The sequence below is a fragment of the Streptomyces sp. NPDC002773 genome (genome assembly GCF_040295605.1).
Classification (GTDB): Bacteria; Actinomycetota; Actinomycetes; order Streptomycetales; family Streptomycetaceae; genus Streptomyces.
Window position 1 is genome coordinate 20401 of the sequence record NZ_JBEOVO010000003.1, and the last position, 19224, is coordinate 39624.

Consider the following 19224-nt stretch of genomic DNA (forward strand, 5'->3'; position numbering starts at 1 on the left):
AGGGCGTTAGCTATCCGCAGCCCGTCCGACGCACAGCGAAAAACAGCCACGGAGGCTTCCCGTGACTTCAGGTACGACACCGGGCCTCACCCGGTTCAACACCTCGGCGGACAGCGAGGCCGTCGCCACGCTCCACGAGGTGTGTTCCAGTTCGGCGTGGGGGAGCAAGATCCTCGCCCAGCGCCCGTACACCACCGCCGAAGCTCTCTTCCTCGCCAGTGACGCCGCCATGGCCGAGCTGACCGCCGAGGACCTGGCCGAGGCGATGGCGGGGCACCCGCCGATCGGTCGTCCGAAGGCAGGGGACCCGACCTCCTCCCGCGAACAGAGCGGGATGGCCGGCGCCTCCACGGAGCTCAAGGCCGAGATGCTCGAACTCAACCTGGCCTACCAGGACACGTTCGGACACGTCTTCCTCATCTGCGCCACCGGTCTGACCGGCGAGCAGATGCGCGACGCGCTCCGGCAGCGGATCGGAAACTCGCCCGACGAGGAGCGGGAGATCGTCCGCACCGAACTGGGCAAGATCAACCGCATCCGGCTGACCCGTCTCGTAGAGACCTCCGAGGAAGAGAGCTCCGCATGAGCACCGACACCACCGCCTCGGTGTCCACCCACATCCTGGACACCAGCGTCGGCCGCCCCGCCGAGGGCGTCGCCATCACGCTCGCGGCCCGCAGCGGCTCCGACGCGGAGTGGGTCGCGCTCGGGGGTTCGGCCACCGACGCGGACGGCCGCTGCAAGGACCTGCCGGCCCTGCCGGAGGGAACCACCCACGTACGTCTCGACTTCGAGGTCGAGACCTACTTCTCGAACAAGTCCAGTTCCAAGAACCAAGCCGAGGCGCAGCAGGACGCCCCCCGCGTAAGGGACAGCGGTGCGTTCTTCCCGGAGGTGGCGATCACGTTCGCCGTCACCCCGGGCGAGCACTACCACGTACCGCTGCTGCTCAACCCGTTCGGCTACTCCGTATACCGAGGGAGCTAGCAGACATGCCCACGATTCTCGGCCAGAACCAGTACGGCAAAGCAGAGAACCGCGTCGTCAAGATCACGCGGGACGGCGACACCCACCACATCAAGGACCTGAACGTCTCCGTCGCCCTCTCCGGCGACCTCGACGACGTGCACCTCTCCGGATCCAACGCCCACTGCCTCCCCACCGACACGACGAAGAACACCGTCTTCGCGTTCGCCAAGGAGTACGGCATCGAGTCCGCCGAGCAGTTCGGCATCCACCTCGCCCGCCACTTCGTGACGAGCCAGGAGCCGATCCACCGGGCGCGCATCCAGATCGAGGAGTACGCCTGGGACCGGATCGCCACGTCCGAGGCCAACTCCAAGTTCATAGGCTCCGACGACGTCAACCACTCCTTCGTCCGCAAGGGCCAGGAGACCCGCGTCACCCAGATCACCTACGACGGCAAGAACTGGGAGGTCATCTCCGGCCTCAAGGACCTCGTCGTCATGAACTCCACCAACTCGGAGTTCTGGGGTTACATCAAGGACAAGTACACGACGCTCCAGGAGGCGTACGACCGCATCCTGGCCACGCAGGTGTCCGGCCGGTGGCGGTTCAACTGGACCGACGACGAGCAGCGCATGCCCAACTGGGAGCGGTCGTACGCCGAGACCCGGAAGCACATGCTCCAGGCCTTCGCGGAGACCTACTCGCTCTCCCTCCAGCAGACGCTGTACCAGATGGCCTCGCGGATCATCAACCACCGCTCGGAGATCGACGAAGTCCGCTTCTCGCTCCCGAACAAGCACCACTTCCTCGTCGACCTCGAGCCCTTCGGCCTGAAGAACGACAACGAGGTCTACTACGCCGCCGACCGCATGTACGGCCTCATCGAGGCCACCGTCCTCCGCGACGGAGCCACGGCGCAGATCCCGGTCGACATGACCAACCTCTAAGCGGCATCTGAGTGATTGGCCCCCGCCCGCCCGCAGTCGGGCGGGGGCCGCACCGGAGGGATTCCCATGGCACAGCCCGCAAAGGGGCCGGCAACCGCCGAAGGCCCGTGTTCCACCCCTCCGTCCACCCTTGGCCCGGCCCCGACCGAGTGCCACCCGGTGGACGAGAAGCTCCCCGCCTCGCGGCTCGTCCCCGCGGCACTCCAGCACATCGCCGCCATGTACGCAGGCGTCGTCACCCCTCCGCTCATCATCGGCCAGGCCGTCGGCCTGGACGCCGCCGGAATGACCCGGCTCATCGCGGCGAGCCTGCTCATCGCCGGCTGCGCGACCATCCTGCAGACCCTCGGCGCCGGACGCTTCGCCGGCAACCGGCTCCCGTTCGTCAACGCTGCCTCCTCCGCCGGAATCGCGCCGATGCTCGCCATCGCCGAGACCAGCGCCCCCGGACACCAACTCCCCGCCATCTACGGCGCGGTGATGGTCGCCGGAGTGTTCTGCCTCGCCGTCGGACCCTTCTTCGGCAAGCTCCTGCGCTTCTTCCCGCCGCTCGTCACCGGCGTCGTGATCACCCTCATCGGGGTCACCCTGATGCCCGTGCCCGTCAGCTGGGCGCAGGGCGGCGACAAGACCGCCGCCGACTTCGGCGCCATGAGGTACCTGGCCCTCGCCGGCTTCACCCTCGTCGTCATCCTGCTCTTCCAGCGCTTCGGCAAGGGCTTCGTCAAACAGATCGCCCTGCTGCTCGGCCTCTTCATCGGCACCCTCGCCGCGATCCCCTTCGGGATGGCCGACTTCACCGCCCTGCGCGAGGCGCCCGTGGCGGCGCTGCCCGCACCCTTCGCCTTCGGCACCCCCGAGTTCCAGCCCGCGGCGATCCTCTCCCTCTGCATCGTCATGCTCGTCCTGATGACCGAGTCCAGCGCCGGAATGCTCGCCCTCGGCGAGATCTGCGAACGGCGCAGCGACGGCCGGACCATCACCCGCGGTCTGCGCACCGACGGCATCGCCACCCTGATCGGCCCCGTCTTCGGCGGCTTCCCGACCTCGGCCTTCGCCCAGAACGTCGGCGTCGTCTCGCTGACCAGGGTGCGCTCCCGGTACGTGGTCGCCGTCGCCGGCGGCGCCCTGCTCGTCCTCGGCGCCTTCCCCGTCCTCGGCGCGGTCGTCTCCATGGTCCCGATGCCCGTCCTCGGCGGCGCCGGAATCGTCCTCTTCGGCTCGATCGCGGTCAGCGGCATCCGCACCCTGTCGGAAGCCGGACTCGACGACAGCTCCAACATCATCCTGGTGGCCGTAGCGCTCGGGGCGGGCATCATCCCGCTCGCCGCGCCCACCTTCTACGCCGGCTTCCCCGCCTGGGCGCAGACGGTGCTCGGCTCCGGCATCAGCGCGGGCGCGCTCGTCGCCGTCCTGCTCAATCTGTTCTTCCACCATCTCGGCACCCGGAGCCGTCACACGGCTCCGGCACTCAAATCCTCCTAGGGTCCTGCCGTGCCCACACCACCCCAGAGGAATGAAGGAACCACCGCCATGGCAGCACCTTCGGCAGCCCGCATCGTCATCGAGAACGCGGCGATCGCGACGGTCGACGCGAACGACACCGAGTACGCCTCCGGCTACCTCGTCGTCGCCGACAACAAGATCGAGTCCATCGGTGCCGGCCAGGCTCCCGCGGGCCTGGAGAACGTGGTCCGGCGGATCGACGCCTCCGGCCACCTGATCACGCCCGGTCTCGTCAACACCCACCACCACTTCTACCAGTGGATCACCCGGGGTCTGGCGACCGACCACAACCTGTTCAACTGGCTGGTCGCGCTCTACCCGACCTGGTCGCGCATCGACGAGTCGATGGTCCGCGTCGCCGCCCAGGGCTCCCTGGCGATGATGGCCCGCGGTGGTGTGACCACCGCGATGGACCACCACTACGTCTACCCGAAGAACTCCGGCGACCTGTCCGGCGCCATCATCGGCGCCGCCTCCGACATGGGCGTCCGCTTCACCCTCGCCCGCGGTTCGATGGACATGAGCGAGAAGGACGGCTTCCTGCCGCCCGACTTCGCCGTCGAGACCACCGAGGGCGCGCTCGCCGCGACCGAGGAGACGGTGCGGAAGTTCCACGACGCCTCCTTCGACGCGATGACCCAGGTCGCCGTCGCACCCTGCTCCCCGTTCTCCATCTCCACCCAGCTGCTCAAGCAGGGTGCCGAGCTGGCCCGCCGGCTCGGTGTGCGCATGCACACCCACGGCTCGGAGACCGTGGAGGAGGAGAAGTTCTGCCACGAGCTCTTCGGCATGGGCCCGACGGACTACTTCGAGTCCACCGGCTTCCTCGGTGAGGACGTGTGGATGGCGCACTGCGTCCACATGAACGACTCCGACATCGCCGCCTTCGCCCGCACCGGTACGGGTGTGGCGCACTGCCCCTCCTCCAACGCGCGTCTCGCCGCCGGCATCGCCCGCGTGCCCGACATGCTGAAGGCGGGCGTACCCGTCGGCCTCGGCGTCGACGGCACCGCGTCCAACGAGTCCGGCGAGCTCCACACCGAGCTGCGCAACGCGCTCCTCATCAACCGCCTCGGCGCCCACCGCGAGGCCGCGCTCAACGCCCGCCAGGCCCTGCGCCTCGGCACCTACGGCGGCGCGCAGGTCCTCGGCCGCGCCGACAACATCGGCTCCCTCGAAGCCGGCAAGCTCGCCGACTTCGTCCTCTGGAAGATCGACGGCCTCGGCCACTCGTCGATCGCCGACCCGGTGACCGCCGTCGTCTTCGGCGCGGCCGCCCCGGTGACCGCCTCCTTCGTCAACGGCAAGCAGATCGTCGAGAACAACCGACTGCTGTTCGCCGACGAGGAGCAGATCGCGCGCGACGCACGCGCGGAGGCGCAGCGCCTGGCCCGCATCGCGGCCCAGGGCTGACCCACCCCATGGAGTCCGACCGAGGGGGACGGCCCTCGGTCGGTCGCCGCGGACCCGAGCGGGGTCCGCGGCAGCCCGACCGGGAGGTGCCGTACGCAGAAGACGTACGGCGCCTCCCGGGACGGTGATCACCGCCCGCACCCCCACCGGGCACCCCGTCCCCGCGCCGCAGCCTCCCCACGCGCGCACCGCACGACCCCGCACCGCCCCGTTACGCACCACCCCGCACCGCCCCGTTTACGCACCACCCCGCAACGAGCCGCACCTCCTGCACCCCGCACCGCATCGCACCACCTCCCTGAACCCCGCGTCGCCGCCGACGTGTAACCGACCGGAGGAACCGCCGTGGCCGCCAAGCCCCAGGTTCGCAATGCACAAGACGCAGGCTCCGCCCCCGAAGACCGAGAGACGCATCCGGTCGACGAGACGCTGCCCCCAGTGAAGATGCTCACCAGCGGCCTCCAACACGTGGCCGCCATGTACGCGGGCGTCGTCGCCCCGCCCCTGATCGTCGGAGCGGCTGTCGGCCTCTCCGGCACCGAACTCACCTTCCTGACCGGCGCCAGCCTCTTCACCGCCGGTCTCGCCACCTTCCTCCAGACGCTCGGCATCTGGAAGATCGGCGCCCGGCTGCCGTTCGTCAACGGCGTCACCTTCGCCGGAGTCGCCCCGATGCTCGCCATCGTCGACACCACCGACGACAAGGCCGACGCGCTCCCCGTGATCTTCGGCGCGATCATCGTCGCCGGACTCCTCGGCTTCCTCGCCGCCCCCTGGTTCTCCCGCCTCGTGCGGTTCTTCCCGCCGGTCGTCACCGGCACCGTGATCACCCTCATAGGTGTCTCCCTCCTCCCGGTCGCGTTCGGCTGGGCCCAGGGGCCCAACCCCAAGGCCGCGGACTACGGTTCGACCACCTTCCTCTCCCTGGCCGGCATCACGCTCGTCGTCGTCCTGCTGCTCCGCCGCTTCACTCGCGGCTTCCTCAAGCAGATCGCCGTCCTCGTGGGCCTCGTCATCGGCACCGTCATCGCCATCCCGTTCGGCGTCACCGACTTCTCCCCGGTGACCGAGGCGGACATCGTCGGCTTCCCGACCCCCTTCCACTTCGGCGGCCCCCAGTTCGCCCTCGCCGCGATCATCTCCATGTGCGTGGTCATGCTGGTCTCCATGACCGAGTCGACCGCCGACATGCTGGCGCTCGGCGAGATCGTCGACCGGCCGGCCGACGAGAAGACCATCGCGGCCGGACTGCGCGCCGACACCCTCGGCTCCGCGATCAGCCCGCTCTTCAACGGCTTCATGTGCAGCGCCTTCGCGCAGAACATCGGCCTGGTCGCGATGACCCGGATCCGCAGCCGCTTCGTCGTCGCCTGCGGTGGCGGGTTCCTGGTCCTGATGGGCCTCTCGCCGGTCGCCGCCTCGCTCATCTCGGTCGTCCCCCGGCCGGTCCTCGGCGGCGCGGGCGTCGTCCTCTTCGGTTCGGTCGCCGCCAGCGGTATCCAGACCCTGGTCAAGGCCGGTCTGGAGAAGGACAACAACGTGCTGATCGTGGCCGTCTCACTGGCCGTCGGCATCATCCCGATCACGGCGCCGGAGTTCTACCACGCCTTCCCGGAGACCGCGAAGATCATCCTGGACTCCGGCATCTCGACCGGCTGCGTCGCGGCGGTCCTGCTCAACGTGGTCTTCAACCACCTGGGCCGGCGCCGGGACGACGACGAGGTGACCGCGCCGATGGAGCCGGGCGAGGACATCTCCGGCAGCCACACGGCCAAGGCGGCGCACGTCCACTGAACCCGCCCGTCGCCCCACCGCCCGCCCCGGTCCCCGCGCACGCCGCGGGGCCCGGGGCTGTGGTGCTCGTCAACCCCAACACCTCCACCGACACGACCGCGATGATGACCGCCATCGCCCGGCGCGCCCTGGGCCACGCCCTCCCCGTCCGGGGCGTCACCGCGGCCCGGGGCCCAGGCATGCTCACCGACCCGGCCGCCCTGCGCGCCGCCGCCCCCGAGGTCCTCGCCGCGGGCCTGGAGGCCGCCTCCGCCGGCGGCTGCGCGGCGCTCCTCGTCGGAGCCTTCGGCGACCCGGGCGTGGCGGCCCTGCGCGCGGCGGTGGACGTCCCTGTCGTGGGCATCGGTGAGGCGGCCCTGAGGGAGGCCGCCGCCGACGGCACGCCCTTCGGCATCGCCACCACGACACCGCTCCTGGCCGCCGCCATCACCGGACACGTCACGGCCCTCGGCCTCGCCGACCGGTACACCGGCCTCCGCCTCACCACGGGAGACCCCGAACACCTCTCCGCCGACCCGGCCCTGCTCCTCGACCGCCTGGAGCGGGCGGTCCTGGCCTGCGTGGAACGGGACGGCGCACGGGCGGTGGTCATCGGCGGCGGCCCACTGGGCGAGGCGGCGGAGGAACTCCGCTCCCGCTGCGCGGTCAGGATCGTGTCCCCGATCCCGGCGGCCTGCCGCGCGATCGTGCGCCTGCTGTCCGGGTGACGGTTCACCGCTCCACCACCGTCCGGCGGCGGCACTCGTCGGCCAGCGCCGGGTACGCGGCTGCGATCGCCTCGTACAGGCGCCGTCGGAGGAGCCGCTCGGCCTCGCCCCGCCCGGTCTCCCCGTACAGGCCGTCGAGCAGCATCTCGTACCGCGACAGGACATGCCTCAGATACGTGACCTGCCACCGCACCAGAGCCCCGGCCGGCACTCCGGCGGACCCGCCGGCTGGCGGCTTCCCGGCGGGCCCGCCCCCGGATCCGCCCGGCCGCCGCGCCCCGAGGAGCTGCCGGTGGCGGACGGCCCGCCGCTCCAGTTCGGGCCCGGGGAGCCGGGGCACCTCGATCGGTTCCGCGCGGATAGCGGCGAGAACGGCGCCCCGTCGCCGCTCGGCGTACGCCGCCGCGGCCGACGAACGGCCGGGGCAGAGCGCCGAGGTCTCGGCGAACTCGGGTGTCCGCTCCACGGTCTCGACCCGGGCCAGGAGGTAGAGCCGCAGGGGCGCGAGTGACCAGCGGCGCGGATCCCGGCCCTGCACGTCGGGCGTGCCGAGCAGGTCCCGCACCATCGAGTCGGTCCAGCCTCGGCGGCGTACCCCGGCGAAGGTCACATAGGTCGTACGGTCCGTCATGATTCCCCCAGAATCGACTACGGAGAGTGATGTTCTCAGTGAAGCGCACGCCACTGACAACGCCCCTCTTGCCGCGGACGGCCCGGCTGTGCGATATAGGTCTGGACCTTTTCGGTGGTTCGCTTCGGACGGAGGGCTGCCCGTGCAACGCCCGTTCGCCACAGGCCTGTTGGCGCCACTCGCGCTTGCCCTCACCCTCGCAGGGTGCTCCGCCGCCCCCGAGCCCAAGGACACCCGCGCCCCCACCACCCCCACTGGAGTCACCGCCACCGCCGGCAGCGCGAGTACCGTCCACGTCATGTGGAGCGCGGCCACCGACGACCGGGCCGTCACCGGCTACACGGTCTTCAGCGAAGGCCGCAGGATCAAGGACCTCCCCGCCACCACCCTGATGACCGACGTCGTCGGACTCACTCCCGCCACCCCCCACCGCTTCACGGTCCGCGCCCGCGACGCCGCCGGCAACGTCTCACCCCCCAGCGCCACCGTCACCGCCACCACACTCCGCGCCGCAGCCGAGGACCGCACATCCCCGACCACCCCCGCCGCCCTCCGCGCCACGCCCGACGGCAGCCGCGCCGCCACCCTCCGCTGGACCCCGGCCAGGGACGACACCCGGGTCACCGCGTACGACGTCTACCAGGCCGACACCCGCATCCACACCGTGCCGGGCACCGCCACCAGTACCCGCGTCACCGGCCTGCGCCCCGGCACCGCCTACGCGTTCACCCTCCGCGCCCGCGACGCCGCCGAGAACTCCTCCCCGGACAGCGCCCCCGCCGAGCTCACCACGGCCCCGTCCCCCGGCGCACCCCCGAACACCGCCCCCACCCGCCTCACCGCGACCTCGACCAAGGGCGAGATCACCGTCACCTGGACCCCACCGGTCACCGGCGCCCCGGTGACCCACCACGAACTCCACCTCGACGGCCGCTTCGCCACCACCATCATCTGGGGCACCACCCCGCCCCCCGACCGCGCCACCTACACCTTCCCGGTCCAGGACCCCCCGGGCACCCGCTACACCGTCACCCTCCGCGCCCAACTCCCCGACGGCACCTGGGGCGACTTCTCGGCACCCCGGACGGTGGTGGTGCGCTGACGGAGCAACCCCCGCCCCGCGTCATACGCCCGATTCGTCCCCGCCGAACTACCCTGGGAAGCGTGGCCGAGACCGTTCTGACCAACACCGGGCTCGACAGCTTCCTCGACGGAGCGCCCGAGCGCCGCGATCCTGTCTTCGTCCGTGCCGCCGAGGCGGTCCTGGGCCTGCTCGCCCTCCGGGGAGCCGACCGGGGGAGCGGGGTGCCCGAGCCGACGCCCGCGCTCGTCCGGCAGCTGCTCGTCGAGGACCTGCCCATTTTCGTGTACGCCCCACCAGGGGAGCTGGAGGTCTACCCGACCGTCCTCGGTGAGCTCGCCGGACGGTTCGACGGGGAGCTGCGCGAGCGGGTCGCCGCCGTCGTGGGCGAGGCCGGACCCGACTTCGAGCGGGCCATGAACGACCCGGGGAACCTGACCTGGCACCGCTGGTACGCCTCCCTGCTGCGGACCTGCGGCGCCGACCTCACCGACCCCGAGGACGTACGGCGCCGACTCGACGCCCTCGAAGGGGCGCCGCTCCCCGACGGGGTCCACCGGGCCGATCTCATGGGGCGTACGGCCCTCGCGGACGTCCTCCTCGCCGAGGCCCTCACGCGCGCGTACGTCCGGGACGCCGAGGAGCCGCCCGTCGCCGGGCCGCTGCTCACCGACCACGCCGTCGCGACCGGCATCGGACGCGTGGCCGCCGCGCTCCAGGACCGGTGGACCGCCGCGGGGCTCGCCGAACAGCTCGCCGGACCCTACGCGCGGTTCGCACCGGGACCCGACGCCTTCCCGCACCTGGTCCTCGCCGACGCCCTCCTCGACGAGCACCTCGACCACTACGGCGACGCCGCCGCCCCCGTACCCCCGCCGCCCGCGATCGAAGCGGGGCCCGTCGAGGAGGACGCGGACACCCTCATCACCGCAGTCGAGGAGCTGGCGGAAGAGGAGTTCGAGCCGTACGGCGGAGAGGCTCCCCACCTCCTGTACGTGGTCTACCGGCGCGGCTGCTCGCCCGAGTCCGTCGCCCGCAAGGCCGCCGAGTACGAGGACTGGTCCGTCGATCCGGACCTGGAGGACGTACCCGTAGCCGTGCCCGCACACGCGCGCGTACCGGCCGAGGCGTCCGACGCGTACGCCGCGCCCGTACCGGCCGCGGCGTCCGACGCGTACGTGCTTCCGCCCCTCCCCGAACTCGTCCGGCTCCTCGGCACGGCCGGGCTGACCGAGGCCGACCGGGCCGGGCTCGAAGGGCCGGCCCGCGAACTGGCCGCCGTCCTCGACCGGCTCGCCGCCACCGGCCTGGTCTTCCGCGCCGGCGACGCCTTCGGGCTCACCCCGCGCGGCGCGGGCGCCGTGCGGTACCTGCTCGGGGTGCGCGGGATCGCCGCGCCCCGCGCCGCCGACGCCAGGGGATGGGCGGCGCCGGAGCTGGTCGCCGCCGCCGCGGGCTGGCCCGGCGGCGTCGCCACGCGCGTGCTCGCCGACTGGCTCCACGCGCGCGGGGACACCGCCACCGCCTGGTCCCAGCTGCTCACCGCCCTCGGTACCGTGCACGCCGGAGCCTCCGACGCGGCAGCCGTACGCGGCCTGTTCGCCGCCCTGGACACCACCACCGCCCCGCCCGAGGCCCTGCGCGGCGCCCTCCGTGATCCGGTGATCGGCGCGTACGCCCACCAGGCCCTGCGTCTGCGGGGCGAACCGTCCGACCTGGTCCAGGTGAGCACCTCGGCGCGGGCGCTCTACGTCCTCGACGCGCTGCCCGCGAAGAAGGGCCCCCTGGAAGCCCGCCGTACCGCCTTCGACACGGCGGCCGCCGCCTGGCCGGGCGGGTCCGCCGCGCTGGTGCGGGCGATGAGGGAGGCGGACCACCACGAGACGGAGCGGGTCCTCGGCCCGCTCGGTCTCAACGCGTGACGGGCCCCGCGGTCACCCCGCCGTGAGGTACATCCCCGCAGGCCCCGATCCGGCCGTGTTGCGGCAGCTGTGGTTGCCGGTCGGCCGGGCGTGGATCAGGGCCAGACAGCGGCCGAGGGCCTGCTGGCCGTAGGCGTTGGGGTGCATGGACTCCTGGACGAGGCCCTGGGTGCTCTGGCTGTCGATCCACCGCGCCCACTCGCTCGTCGTCCCCGACGCGGGCGCGGTCGAGGTCACCTGGCGGCTCGCCTTCGCGCAGACCTCACGTCCCTGGAGCGCGTCCCGCAGGTCCATGAACTGCACGCCCTTAGCCGCCGCGACGCCCTTGAGCCGGTTCGCGAGCTGCGGGACGAGGGAGTCGCGGGCCCAGTCGGAGTCGGCGTTCCAGAAGGGGCAGCCGCCGGTGTTCGTACGGGCCCAGCCGCTCTCGCCGTACCGGTTGTCGGCGGCGCGGGGGATGGGGGAGGGGTACGACTGGAGGACGATCCGGTAGTCCGACGAGGAGTACCCCGCGCTGGTCATCACGGCCCTGATCTCGTCGACGGAACGGCCGACGTCCGCCATCACACCGTCGATCCGGGCGTCCACCTCGGCCTGCTGGTCGTCGTGGCAGTACGAGTACCAGACGATGTAGTCGGTCGCGCAGGTGGTGATGATGTCGGCGAAGCCGAGGTCGTTGCCGCCGACGGAGAGCGCGATCAGCTTCACGTCGTGCGAGGCGGCGACGGCCGCGAGGCGGTCGGCCTGCGGGGCCTCGCCCTTGTAGGCCTGACCGCCCTGCGAGGCGCGGAAGACGTTCTCCGTGGTCGCTCCGGAGCAGGCCAGGTTGATCAGGGAGCTCGCGATCGGTCCGGCGCTGAGCACCTCGGCGGTGTCCGAGCGGTGGCAGCCGCCGGCGGTGGTCCCGTACACCCGGGAGGGGTCGTAGCCGCTGCCCGTCCAGGCGCGGTCGGTGCCGTTGCGGCTGCCGGAGTTGGTGAGGCTGTTGCCGAACCAGCGGCCGGCCTCGCCGGAGATGTAGCTGTCGCCCATGGCGACGACGGCGGTGGGCCCGGTGCCGGGGGAGGCGGTGGCTGTGGGGGCGGCGACGGAGGCGAGCCCGGCGGCGGTACACAGTGCCAGGAGTGCGCGCAGCGCACGGTGGGGGGTCGAAGGCATGGCTGTGCTCCTGCGGTACGCAGTGACGTGTGGGGGAGAGCAGCCGCCGGCCGGTGGCATGGCGGAATCTCGCACGGCGCGGCTTGTTACCGCTAGGTAGCTGCATATCTCGGTTCCGTCACGGCACCTGTGGGACATCAGGGCATGCGGCAGGGCTCTGCCCCCGGTGCCTGTGCGAGCACCGGGGGCAGAGCCCTGTGTGAAGTGTCGAGTAGCTGTTCGGCCGCTGTGCGGTCAGCCGACCAGCTGTTCGTACGCGGGCAGCGTCAGGAAGTCCGCGTAGTCCGCGTCGAGGGAGACGTGAAGCAGCAGGTCATGGGCCTCCTGCCACTTTCCGGCCGCGAAGGCCTCCTCGCCGATCTCGGCGCGGATCGCGGCCAGCTCCTCGGCGGCGACCTTGCGGGCCAGCTCCGGAGTGGCCGTCTCGCCGTTCTCGAACACGACACCGGCGTTGATCCACTGCCAGATCTGCGAGCGCGAGATCTCGGCGGTGGCCGCGTCCTCCATCAGGTTGAAGATCGCGACGGCGCCCAGGCCGCGCAGCCACGCCTCGATGTAGCGGGTGCCGACCTGCACGGCGCTCACCAGACCGGCGTACGTGGGCTTGGCGTCCAGCGAGTCGATGGCGATCAGGTCGCCGGCCGCGACGGAGACGTCCTCGCGGAGGCGGTCCTTCTGGTTCGGCTTCTCGCCGAGGACGGCGTCGAAGGAGGCCATCGCGATCGGCACCAGGTCGGGGTGGGCGACCCAGGAGCCGTCGAAGCCGTCGCCGGCCTCACGGTCCTTGTCGGCCTTGACCTTCTCGAAGGCGACCTTGTTGACCTCGGCGTCCCTGCGGGACGGGATGAACGCCGCCATGCCGCCGATCGCGTGCGCGCCGCGCTTGTGGCAGGTGCGCACGAGGAGTTCGGTGTACGCGCGCATGAACGGGGCCGTCATCGTGACCGCGTTGCGGTCCGGGAGGACGAACTTGGCTCCACCGTCACGGAAGTTCTTGACGATGGAGAAGAGGTAGTCCCAGCGGCCCGCGTTCAACCCGGCGGCGTGCTCGCGGAGTTCGTAGAGGATCTCCTCCATCTCGTACGCGGCCGTGATGGTCTCGATGAGGACCGTGGCGCGGACCGTGCCCCGCGGGATGCCGACGTACTCCTGGGCGAAGACGAAGATCTCGTTCCAGAGGCGGGCCTCCAGGTGCGACTCCGTCTTCGGCAGGTAGAAGTACGGGCCCTTGCCGAGGTCGATGAGCCGCTGGGCGTTGTGGAAGAAGTACAGCCCGAAGTCGACGAGCGCGCCCGGCACCGGACGTCCGTCGAAGGTGAGGTGACGCTCCTCCAGGTGCCAGCCGCGCGGCCGCATGACGACCGTGGCGAGCTGGTCGGCGGGCTTGAGGGCGTACGACTTGCCCGAGCGCGCGTCGGTGAAGTCGATCTTCCGGGTGTACGCGTCGATCAGGTTGACCTGGCCCAGGACGACGTTCTCCCAGGTCGGCGCCGAGGCGTCCTCGAAGTCGGCGAGCCAGACCTTCGCGCCGGAGTTGAGGGCGTTGATCGTCATCTTGCGGTCGGTCGGGCCGGTGATCTCGACACGGCGGTCGTTCAGGGCCGCCGGGGCCGGCGCGACCCTCCAGGAGTCGTCGGCGCGGATCGCCGCCGTCTCCGGCAGGAAGTCCAGGGTGGACGTACGGGCGATCTCGGCGCGGCGCTCCGCCCGGCGGGCGAGGAGCTCGTCCCGGCGCGGGGTGAACCGCCGGTGCAGTTCGGCGACGAAGGCCAGGGCGGCCTCGGTGAGCACCTCTTCCTGACGCGGCAGGGGCTCGGCATCGACGACGGCCAGGGGGGACGGCGCTGGTGCGGACATGAACTGTCACTTCCTTCAGCGGACTTCACGGGCGGTGCCAGACGGCCGCCGGGCGTCGCGGGACGGCACGGAGTGCCGCAGGCGCCGAGATACGGCCGCAAGCGCCTTCTGTACGAGCAGGCGCTTCTGAACAGTGGATACTAGTTTCCTCATGGTGGAAGTTCAATGGTTTGTTGATGTCGAGATTCTCCGGATCGACAGAACATGGCGCTCGGTGCCAGGCCGTACACGCCCCGCTCATGCCCCGCCCGCGCCACCCTCACTCAAGGTGCGCCAGGTCCGCCTCCGTGTCGATGTCATAGGGCTCGGCCACATCCGAACAGTCCACCGGGGTGATCGCATCCCGGTGCGCCGCCAGATAGTCCCGCGCACCCCGGTCACCCACCGCCGCCTCGGCGATACCCGCCCAGTGCCCGGCGCCGAACAGCACCGGATGGCCGCGCTCCCCGTCGTACGAGGCGGCCGCCAGCGTGTCCCGCGAGCCGTACGCCCCCAGGACCCGAGCCACCGCCTCCGCCCCGATCCCCGGCTGGTCGACCAGGAGGACGAGCGCCCCGTCCACCCCGCGCGGATCGGCCGCGAGCGAGGCGAGCCCGGCCCGCAGCGAGGAACCCATCCCCTCCGCCCACTCCGGGTTGTCCACCAGCACACACCCGGGCAGCTCCGCCCGCTCCCGTACGACCTCGGCCGACGCCCCGAGCACCACGTGCACCACCTCGCACCCGGCCCCGCGCAGCACCCCCACCGCGTACTCGACCAGCGGCCGCCCCCGATGCGAAAGAAGCGCCTTCGGCCGCCCCCCGAGCCGCCGTCCACCCCCGGCGGCGAGGAGGAGGCCGGCGACGACGGGAGGTCGGTCATGCGTAGTTGTCATGGGGAGTGCATACCGCATCAGGCGGAATGACACGGTCGCCTGAATTCCGACCGCCAAGGGTGGCGCGCCGGGGTGGCGAAGGAGTTAACTGGCCCGCGACTCGCGGCGCCCGGCCTTCGTCGGCCGGTGCGCTCGGAGTCGTGGGGTGTGTTCGGGGTACGGCGTTCTGCGCACAGTGTCGTGCGAGGGGGAGAACCATGTTGCGAAGCGTGGGGCAGAGGCGAGTGACCGGCGAGGGCGTGGACCCCAGGGTGGCCGAACTGCGGTCCGCCGTGTCCCGGCTCAGGCGTGAACTCGCCGCCCACCGCGTCGAGTTCGCCGACCGGGGCATCGCCGAGGACGAGCTCGCCGCCCTGGACGCGATGGCACTCAGCGGCGCCCCCGAGGTGCCGCGGCTGCGCCGCTCCCTGCTGCTCGTCGCGGGCTCAGTCGGCTCCGTCAGCGCGCTCGCGGAAGGCCTCGCGGGCGTCCGGCGCGCCGTCGAACTCTTCGGGCCCCCGCCCGCCGCCCAGGAGCCCGGACCCAGCGCCTGATCGGGGCCCCGGACCTATCAGTCGGCGGGCCTACCGTCTGATCAGGCGGCGGGCCGTCGCCGCTGCCACCGCCGCCGTGCGCGAGTCCACGCCGAGCTTCGCGAAGACATGCACCAGGTGCGACTTCACCGTCGCCTGGCTCAGGAACAGCGCCTTGCTGATCTGCTGGTTCGACAGGCCGTCCCCGACCAGCTGGAGCACTTCGAGCTCCCGCTTGGTCAGCGCCTCCGCCGGGGTCCGCATCCGGTCCATCAGCCGGTGCGCCACCGCCGGCGCGAGGGCGGACTGACCGGCCGCCGCCGTCCGCACCGCCGCCGCCAGCTCCTCCGGCGGCGCGTCCTTCAGGAGGTAGCCGGAGGCGCCCGCCTCCACCGCCGCCAGGATGTCCGCGTCCGTGTCGTACGTCGTCAGGACCAGCACCTTCGGCCCCCCGGGCACCGCCGTGATCGCCGCCGTCGCCTCCGAGCCGTGCATCCCGGAACCGAACTGCAGATCCATCAGGACCACGTCCACACCCCCGGCGGCGGCCAGCTCCACCGCGCGCTCGGCGGTGGCCGCCTCCGCGACGACCGCGAAGTCCGGCTCCGTGTCGAGGACCGCGCGCAGGCCCGCCCGTACCACCGGGTGGTCGTCGGCGAGAAGAAGACGGATGGTGGTCATGGTTCAGGCTCCAGCCGGGAGAGGGAGGGACACGGCGACGGCCGCGCCCTGGCCGGGCGCGGACTCCACGGTGAACGTGCCGCCCAGCGACTCCGCCCGCGAGCGCATCGCCGGCAGCCCGAAACCGCCGTCGGACGACGGGCGGCGTACCGAAGCGGGGTCGAAGCCCCGACCGTCGTCGACCACGTCCAGGGTGACCGACGCGTCCATGAACGACAGCGTGATCTCCGCCCGCGAGGCCCCCGCGTGCCGCACGGTGTTCGCGAGCGCCGACTGCGCGATCCGCAGCAGTGCCACCTCGTACGGGGTCGGCAGCTCGACCGGCGTACCGCTCACGGAGAAACGCACCCGAGGCCCGGCCGCCCCCGGCTCGCACAGCCGCTCCAGGGCCGCCGCCAAGGAGCCGTGCTCCAGGTCCGGCGGTGACAGGGCCCGGACGAAGCGCCTGGCCTCCGCCAGGTTGTCCTGCGCCGCCTGCCGCGCCCGGTCGATGTGCCCGGCGGCCGGGGAGCCCGCCGGCAGCGCCCGCTCGGCCGCCCGCAGCAGCAGCTGGATCGACGACAGACCCTGCGCGAGCGTGTCGTGGATCTCCCGCGCGAGCCGCTCCCGCTCGGCGAGCGTCCCCGCGTGCCGCTCGGCCGCCGCCAGCTCCTCCCGGGTCGCGATCAGCTCCTCGATGAGCCGGCGCCGCCGCTCGCTCTCCCGGTAGAGGGCCTGGTAGCCGAGGACCGTCGCCACCGCGACCGCCGCGCCGAGCAGCGGCCCGATGAAGACCCCCGGGTTGAGCCTGGCGCCGTGCCCGACGTACGAGAAGATCGCCGCGGCCGCCGTCAGCGCGACCACCGGCAGCGACCAGCGCGCCGGCAACAGGTGCAGCTGGACGAAGTACAGCGGGAAGGCCACCCACAGCGCCTCCGGGGTCAGCCACAGCAGCGCGAGCCAGGACACGCCGAGGACCCCCAGCCACACGGCGGCCGCCCGCCGCGAACTCCGCACGGACGGCAGGGCGGAACCGGCCGCGTAGACCACGCCCGTCACCACCGCGAGTACGGTCCCGGCGGCCGACCCCGCCCGCACGGCGGCCAGGGCGAGCAGGCCCGCCATCAGCAGGTGGAGACAGAGACGCAGGGCGCGGAGGGCGGGGGTCGGAGCGCGGGGATCCATGATCCCTCCAGCGTAGACACCGGGCGACAATCCGGACTCAACCGAAAGTTTGATTGCGGAGCCATCCGTGGCGCGATGCCCGCCGGGCACCGTTCGGACCACTCTGGTCAGCATGTTCGTGGCATGGAGAGACCTCAGATTCGCCAAGGGGCGATTCGCCCTCATGGGCACCGTGATCGTGCTGATCACCCTGCTCGTCGGGTTGCTGTCAGGGCTGACCGCCGGGCTCGCGCGGGAGAACGTCTCCGCGATCACCGGGCTGCCCGCCGACCGGCTCGCCTTCGCGGCGCCACCGTCCGGGCAGGCCGTCTCCTTCACCAACTCGACGGTGACGGAGGAGCAGTGGCGCCGCTGGGCGGAGCGGCCCGGCGTGGCGGCTGCGGCACCGCTCGGCATCCGTACGCTCAACGGCGCCGCCGGGGACCGTACCGCCGCCGTGTCCGCCTTCGGTACGGAACCGGGGGGCGGGCTCGCGCCCGTGGCCCCCGCCCGGGGAAAGGCCGTCCTCTCCGAGTCGGCGGCCGAGGAACTCGACGTCTCGGCGGGCGACGCCGTCCGCCTCGGGCCCCTGGAGCTCACCGTCGCGGCGGTCGCCGGCGACGCCTCGTACAGCCACACCCCCGTCGTGTGGACCTCACTCGACGACTGGCAGCGGATCGGGAACGACGGCACGACCCCGCAGGCACAGGCCACCGTCATCGCGCTGCGCGAAGGCGACGGGAGTGGTGGGGGCGACGGGAGCGACGGGAGCGGTGGGGGAGAGGGGGCCGAGGCGGCCGACGGCGCCGACTGGGCCGCCGGCGACAAGGCCGTCGGCACCGAGGCGCGGACCCTCGACGACGCCCTCACCGCCATAGGGTCCTACCAGGCCGAGAACGGCTCGCTCCAGCTCATGCGCGGCTTCCTCTTCGCCATCTCCGCGCTTGTCATAGGAGCGTTCTTCACCGTCTGGACCATCCAGCGCAGCGGCGACGTCGCCGTCCTCAAGGCGCTCGGCGCCTCGACCCCGTACCTCCTCAGGGACGCCCTCGGACAGGCCGTCCTCATGCTCGGCGCGGGCACGGTGCTCGGTACCGCGCTGGCGGTCGGCATCGGCGCCCTCGTCAGCGGCGGGAACGTGCCCTTCGTCCTGGAACCCCTCACCGTCCTCGGCCCGGCCGCCGTGATCATCGTGCTCGGCGTCCTCGGCGCGGCCCTGTCCATCCGGCGGATCACCGCCGTCGACCCGCTCACCGCCCTCGGGAGCGCCCGATGAGCCCCACCACCGTCCCCTCCACCCCCTTCCTGCCCGGGAGCGTTCGATGAGCCTCGTCCTCGACGCCGTCACCCTCACCTACCCCGACGGGGACGGCCGCCTCACCGCCCTCGACGACGTCTCCCTCCTCGTCCCCGCCGGTACGCTCACGGCCGTCGTCGGCCCCTCCGGATCCGGCAAGTCCAGCCTGCTCGCGGCCGCCGCCACCCTCGTGACCCCGGACCGGGGCCGCGTCGTCGTCGCCGGTACGGACACGGGGCCGCTCACCCCCGCCGCCCGCGCCGAGCTGCGCCGCGAGCACATCGGGATCGTCTTCCAGCAGCCCAACCTGCTGCCCTCGCTGAGCGCGGCGGAACAGCTCCAGGTGATGGCGCACCTGTCGGGCCGGACGCCGAAGTCGGTACGGGGACGGGCCCTGGAACTCCTCGACGCGGTGGGCCTCGCGGACCTGGCCGGGCGGCGGCCGCACCAGCTGTCCGGCGGTCAGCGGCAGCGCGTGAACATCGCACGGGCCCTGATGAACGAGCCGTCCGTCCTCCTGGTCGACGAGCCGACCAGCGCGCTCGACCACGAGCGGGGCGCGGAGGTCATCGATCTGCTCGCCGTGCTGACGGCCGAGCGGGGCACGGCGACGGTCCTGGTCACGCACGACCGCGCCCACCTGGCCCGAGCGGACCGCACGGTCACGGTCCACGACGGCCGCCTCGCGCAGGCCGCCCCTGCCTGAACCGCCGGACGCGCCGCGGCCGCAGA

At 72.3% G+C, this 19224-nt stretch carries 18 protein-coding genes; 12 read left to right on the forward strand and 6 right to left on the reverse strand.

What is annotated here, in order from left to right:
* Nucleotides 1-61: 61 nt before the first annotated feature.
* The 7 genes from uraD (at nucleotide 62) to ABT034_RS05330 (ending at nucleotide 7336) form a co-directional block, all read left to right on the forward strand.
* Complete coding sequence (uraD, locus tag ABT034_RS05300; protein WP_351211449.1) at nucleotides 62-586, forward strand: 2-oxo-4-hydroxy-4-carboxy-5-ureidoimidazoline decarboxylase; 525 nt, start codon at nucleotides 62-64, stop codon at nucleotides 584-586.
* The gene (gene uraH / locus ABT034_RS05305) at nucleotides 583-987 is read left to right on the forward strand and encodes a hydroxyisourate hydrolase (protein ID WP_351211451.1); all 405 of its coding nucleotides are present in this window, start codon (nucleotides 583-585) and stop codon (nucleotides 985-987) included. Before uraD ends, uraH begins: the two co-directional genes overlap by 4 nt.
* Before the next feature lie 5 nt (nucleotides 988-992).
* On the forward strand, nucleotides 993-1916 hold the full coding sequence (gene pucL, locus ABT034_RS05310) for a factor-independent urate hydroxylase (protein ID WP_351211453.1): 924 nt from the start codon (nucleotides 993-995) through the stop codon (nucleotides 1914-1916).
* Nucleotides 1917-1982: 66 nt separating this feature from the next.
* Nucleotides 1983-3401, forward strand: coding sequence for a nucleobase:cation symporter-2 family protein (locus tag ABT034_RS05315; RefSeq protein ID WP_351211455.1), 1419 nt, complete (start codon nucleotides 1983-1985; stop codon nucleotides 3399-3401).
* 48 nt (nucleotides 3402-3449) lie between these two features.
* Nucleotides 3450-4835: an 8-oxoguanine deaminase gene (locus ABT034_RS05320; protein ID WP_351211457.1), complete on the forward strand. Its 1386-nt coding sequence runs from the start codon at nucleotides 3450-3452 to the stop codon at nucleotides 4833-4835.
* Nucleotides 4836-5279: 444 nt separating this feature from the next.
* Nucleotides 5280-6629: a nucleobase:cation symporter-2 family protein gene (locus ABT034_RS05325; protein WP_351212047.1), complete on the forward strand. Its 1350-nt coding sequence runs from the start codon at nucleotides 5280-5282 to the stop codon at nucleotides 6627-6629.
* 59 nt (nucleotides 6630-6688) lie between these two features.
* Nucleotides 6689-7336 (forward strand): aspartate/glutamate racemase family protein, encoded by a 648-nt coding sequence (locus tag ABT034_RS05330; RefSeq protein ID WP_351211459.1) that lies wholly within the window; start codon nucleotides 6689-6691, stop codon nucleotides 7334-7336.
* 4 nt (nucleotides 7337-7340) lie between these two features.
* Here the strand turns inward: ABT034_RS05330 and ABT034_RS05335 are convergent, their stop codons facing one another.
* Complete coding sequence (locus tag ABT034_RS05335; protein ID WP_351211461.1) at nucleotides 7341-7967, reverse strand: hypothetical protein; 627 nt, start codon at nucleotides 7965-7967, stop codon at nucleotides 7341-7343.
* Between the two features lie 142 nt (nucleotides 7968-8109).
* Here ABT034_RS05335 and ABT034_RS05340 point away from each other — a divergent pair, with 142 nt between their 5' ends.
* Together ABT034_RS05340 and ABT034_RS05345 are read left to right on the forward strand one after the other, a co-directional pair.
* Nucleotides 8110-9069, forward strand: a complete 960-nt coding sequence (locus ABT034_RS05340) for a fibronectin type III domain-containing protein (RefSeq protein WP_351211463.1) — start codon at nucleotides 8110-8112, stop codon at nucleotides 9067-9069.
* A 62-nt stretch (nucleotides 9070-9131) separates the two neighbouring features.
* Entirely contained in the window at nucleotides 9132-10970 is a 1839-nt protein-coding gene (locus ABT034_RS05345) for a hypothetical protein (RefSeq protein ID WP_351211464.1), read from the forward strand.
* A 12-nt stretch (nucleotides 10971-10982) separates the two neighbouring features.
* On the opposite strand, the gene ABT034_RS05350 is transcribed toward ABT034_RS05345, so the two are convergent.
* The 3 genes from ABT034_RS05350 to ABT034_RS05360 all read right to left on the reverse strand — a co-directional run bounded on the left by ABT034_RS05350 (nucleotide 10983) and on the right by ABT034_RS05360 (nucleotide 14859).
* Nucleotides 10983-12128 carry a GDSL-type esterase/lipase family protein gene (locus ABT034_RS05350; RefSeq protein ID WP_351211465.1) on the reverse strand — a complete coding sequence of 382 codons (1146 nt, stop codon included), beginning with the start codon at nucleotides 12126-12128 and terminating at the stop codon, nucleotides 10983-10985.
* Nucleotides 12129-12362: 234 nt separating this feature from the next.
* Nucleotides 12363-13985: a malate synthase A gene (gene aceB / locus ABT034_RS05355; protein WP_351211467.1), complete on the reverse strand. Its 1623-nt coding sequence runs from the start codon at nucleotides 13983-13985 to the stop codon at nucleotides 12363-12365.
* Nucleotides 13986-14244: 259 nt separating this feature from the next.
* Nucleotides 14245-14859 (reverse strand): nucleotidyltransferase family protein, encoded by a 615-nt coding sequence (locus ABT034_RS05360; protein ID WP_351211469.1) that lies wholly within the window; start codon nucleotides 14857-14859, stop codon nucleotides 14245-14247.
* A gap of 197 nt (nucleotides 14860-15056) precedes the next feature.
* Between ABT034_RS05360 and ABT034_RS05365 the strand changes: the two genes are divergently transcribed.
* Nucleotides 15057-15392, forward strand: a complete 336-nt coding sequence (locus tag ABT034_RS05365; RefSeq protein WP_351211471.1) for a DUF5955 family protein — start codon at nucleotides 15057-15059, stop codon at nucleotides 15390-15392.
* Nucleotides 15393-15422: 30 nt separating this feature from the next.
* Here ABT034_RS05365 and ABT034_RS05370 read toward each other — a convergent pair whose 3' ends face one another.
* Together ABT034_RS05370 and ABT034_RS05375 are read right to left on the reverse strand one after the other, a co-directional pair.
* Nucleotides 15423-16052: a response regulator gene (locus tag ABT034_RS05370; RefSeq protein WP_351211473.1), complete on the reverse strand. Its 630-nt coding sequence runs from the start codon at nucleotides 16050-16052 to the stop codon at nucleotides 15423-15425.
* Nucleotides 16053-16055: 3 nt separating this feature from the next.
* Nucleotides 16056-17216, reverse strand: coding sequence for a sensor histidine kinase (locus tag ABT034_RS05375; protein WP_351211475.1), 1161 nt, complete (start codon nucleotides 17214-17216; stop codon nucleotides 16056-16058).
* A gap of 112 nt (nucleotides 17217-17328) precedes the next feature.
* Here ABT034_RS05375 and ABT034_RS05380 point away from each other — a divergent pair, with 112 nt between their 5' ends.
* Both ABT034_RS05380 and ABT034_RS05385 read left to right on the forward strand, forming a co-directional pair.
* Nucleotides 17329-18471: an ABC transporter permease gene (locus tag ABT034_RS05380; protein ID WP_351211477.1), complete on the forward strand. Its 1143-nt coding sequence runs from the start codon at nucleotides 17329-17331 to the stop codon at nucleotides 18469-18471.
* 46 nt (nucleotides 18472-18517) lie between these two features.
* Entirely contained in the window at nucleotides 18518-19198 is a 681-nt protein-coding gene (locus tag ABT034_RS05385) for an ABC transporter ATP-binding protein (protein ID WP_351211479.1), read from the forward strand.
* Nucleotides 19199-19224 lie beyond the last annotated feature (26 nt).

Coding starts and splice junctions, on each gene's coding strand:
- ABT034_RS05350 (WP_351211465.1), bottom strand. CDS start 12,128: ATGCCTTCGACCCCCCACCGTGCGCTGCGCGCACTCCTGGCACTGTGT.
- ABT034_RS05325 (WP_351212047.1), top strand. CDS start 5,280: ATGCTCACCAGCGGCCTCCAACACGTGGCCGCCATGTACGCGGGCGTC.
- ABT034_RS05380 (WP_351211477.1), top strand. CDS start 17,329: ATGTTCGTGGCATGGAGAGACCTCAGATTCGCCAAGGGGCGATTCGCC.
- pucL (WP_351211453.1), top strand. CDS start 993: ATGCCCACGATTCTCGGCCAGAACCAGTACGGCAAAGCAGAGAACCGC.
- ABT034_RS05320 (WP_351211457.1), top strand. CDS start 3,450: ATGGCAGCACCTTCGGCAGCCCGCATCGTCATCGAGAACGCGGCGATC.
- aceB (WP_351211467.1), bottom strand. CDS start 13,985: ATGTCCGCACCAGCGCCGTCCCCCCTGGCCGTCGTCGATGCCGAGCCC.
- ABT034_RS05315 (WP_351211455.1), top strand. CDS start 1,983: ATGGCACAGCCCGCAAAGGGGCCGGCAACCGCCGAAGGCCCGTGTTCC.
- ABT034_RS05375 (WP_351211475.1), bottom strand. CDS start 17,216: ATGGATCCCCGCGCTCCGACCCCCGCCCTCCGCGCCCTGCGTCTCTGT.
- ABT034_RS05370 (WP_351211473.1), bottom strand. CDS start 16,052: ATGACCACCATCCGTCTTCTTCTCGCCGACGACCACCCGGTGGTACGG.
- ABT034_RS05335 (WP_351211461.1), bottom strand. CDS start 7,967: ATGACGGACCGTACGACCTATGTGACCTTCGCCGGGGTACGCCGCCGA.
- ABT034_RS05360 (WP_351211469.1), bottom strand. CDS start 14,859: ATGACAACTACGCATGACCGACCTCCCGTCGTCGCCGGCCTCCTCCTC.
- ABT034_RS05365 (WP_351211471.1), top strand. CDS start 15,057: ATGTTGCGAAGCGTGGGGCAGAGGCGAGTGACCGGCGAGGGCGTGGAC.
- uraH (WP_351211451.1), top strand. CDS start 583: ATGAGCACCGACACCACCGCCTCGGTGTCCACCCACATCCTGGACACC.
- ABT034_RS05385 (WP_351211479.1), top strand. CDS start 18,518: ATGAGCCTCGTCCTCGACGCCGTCACCCTCACCTACCCCGACGGGGAC.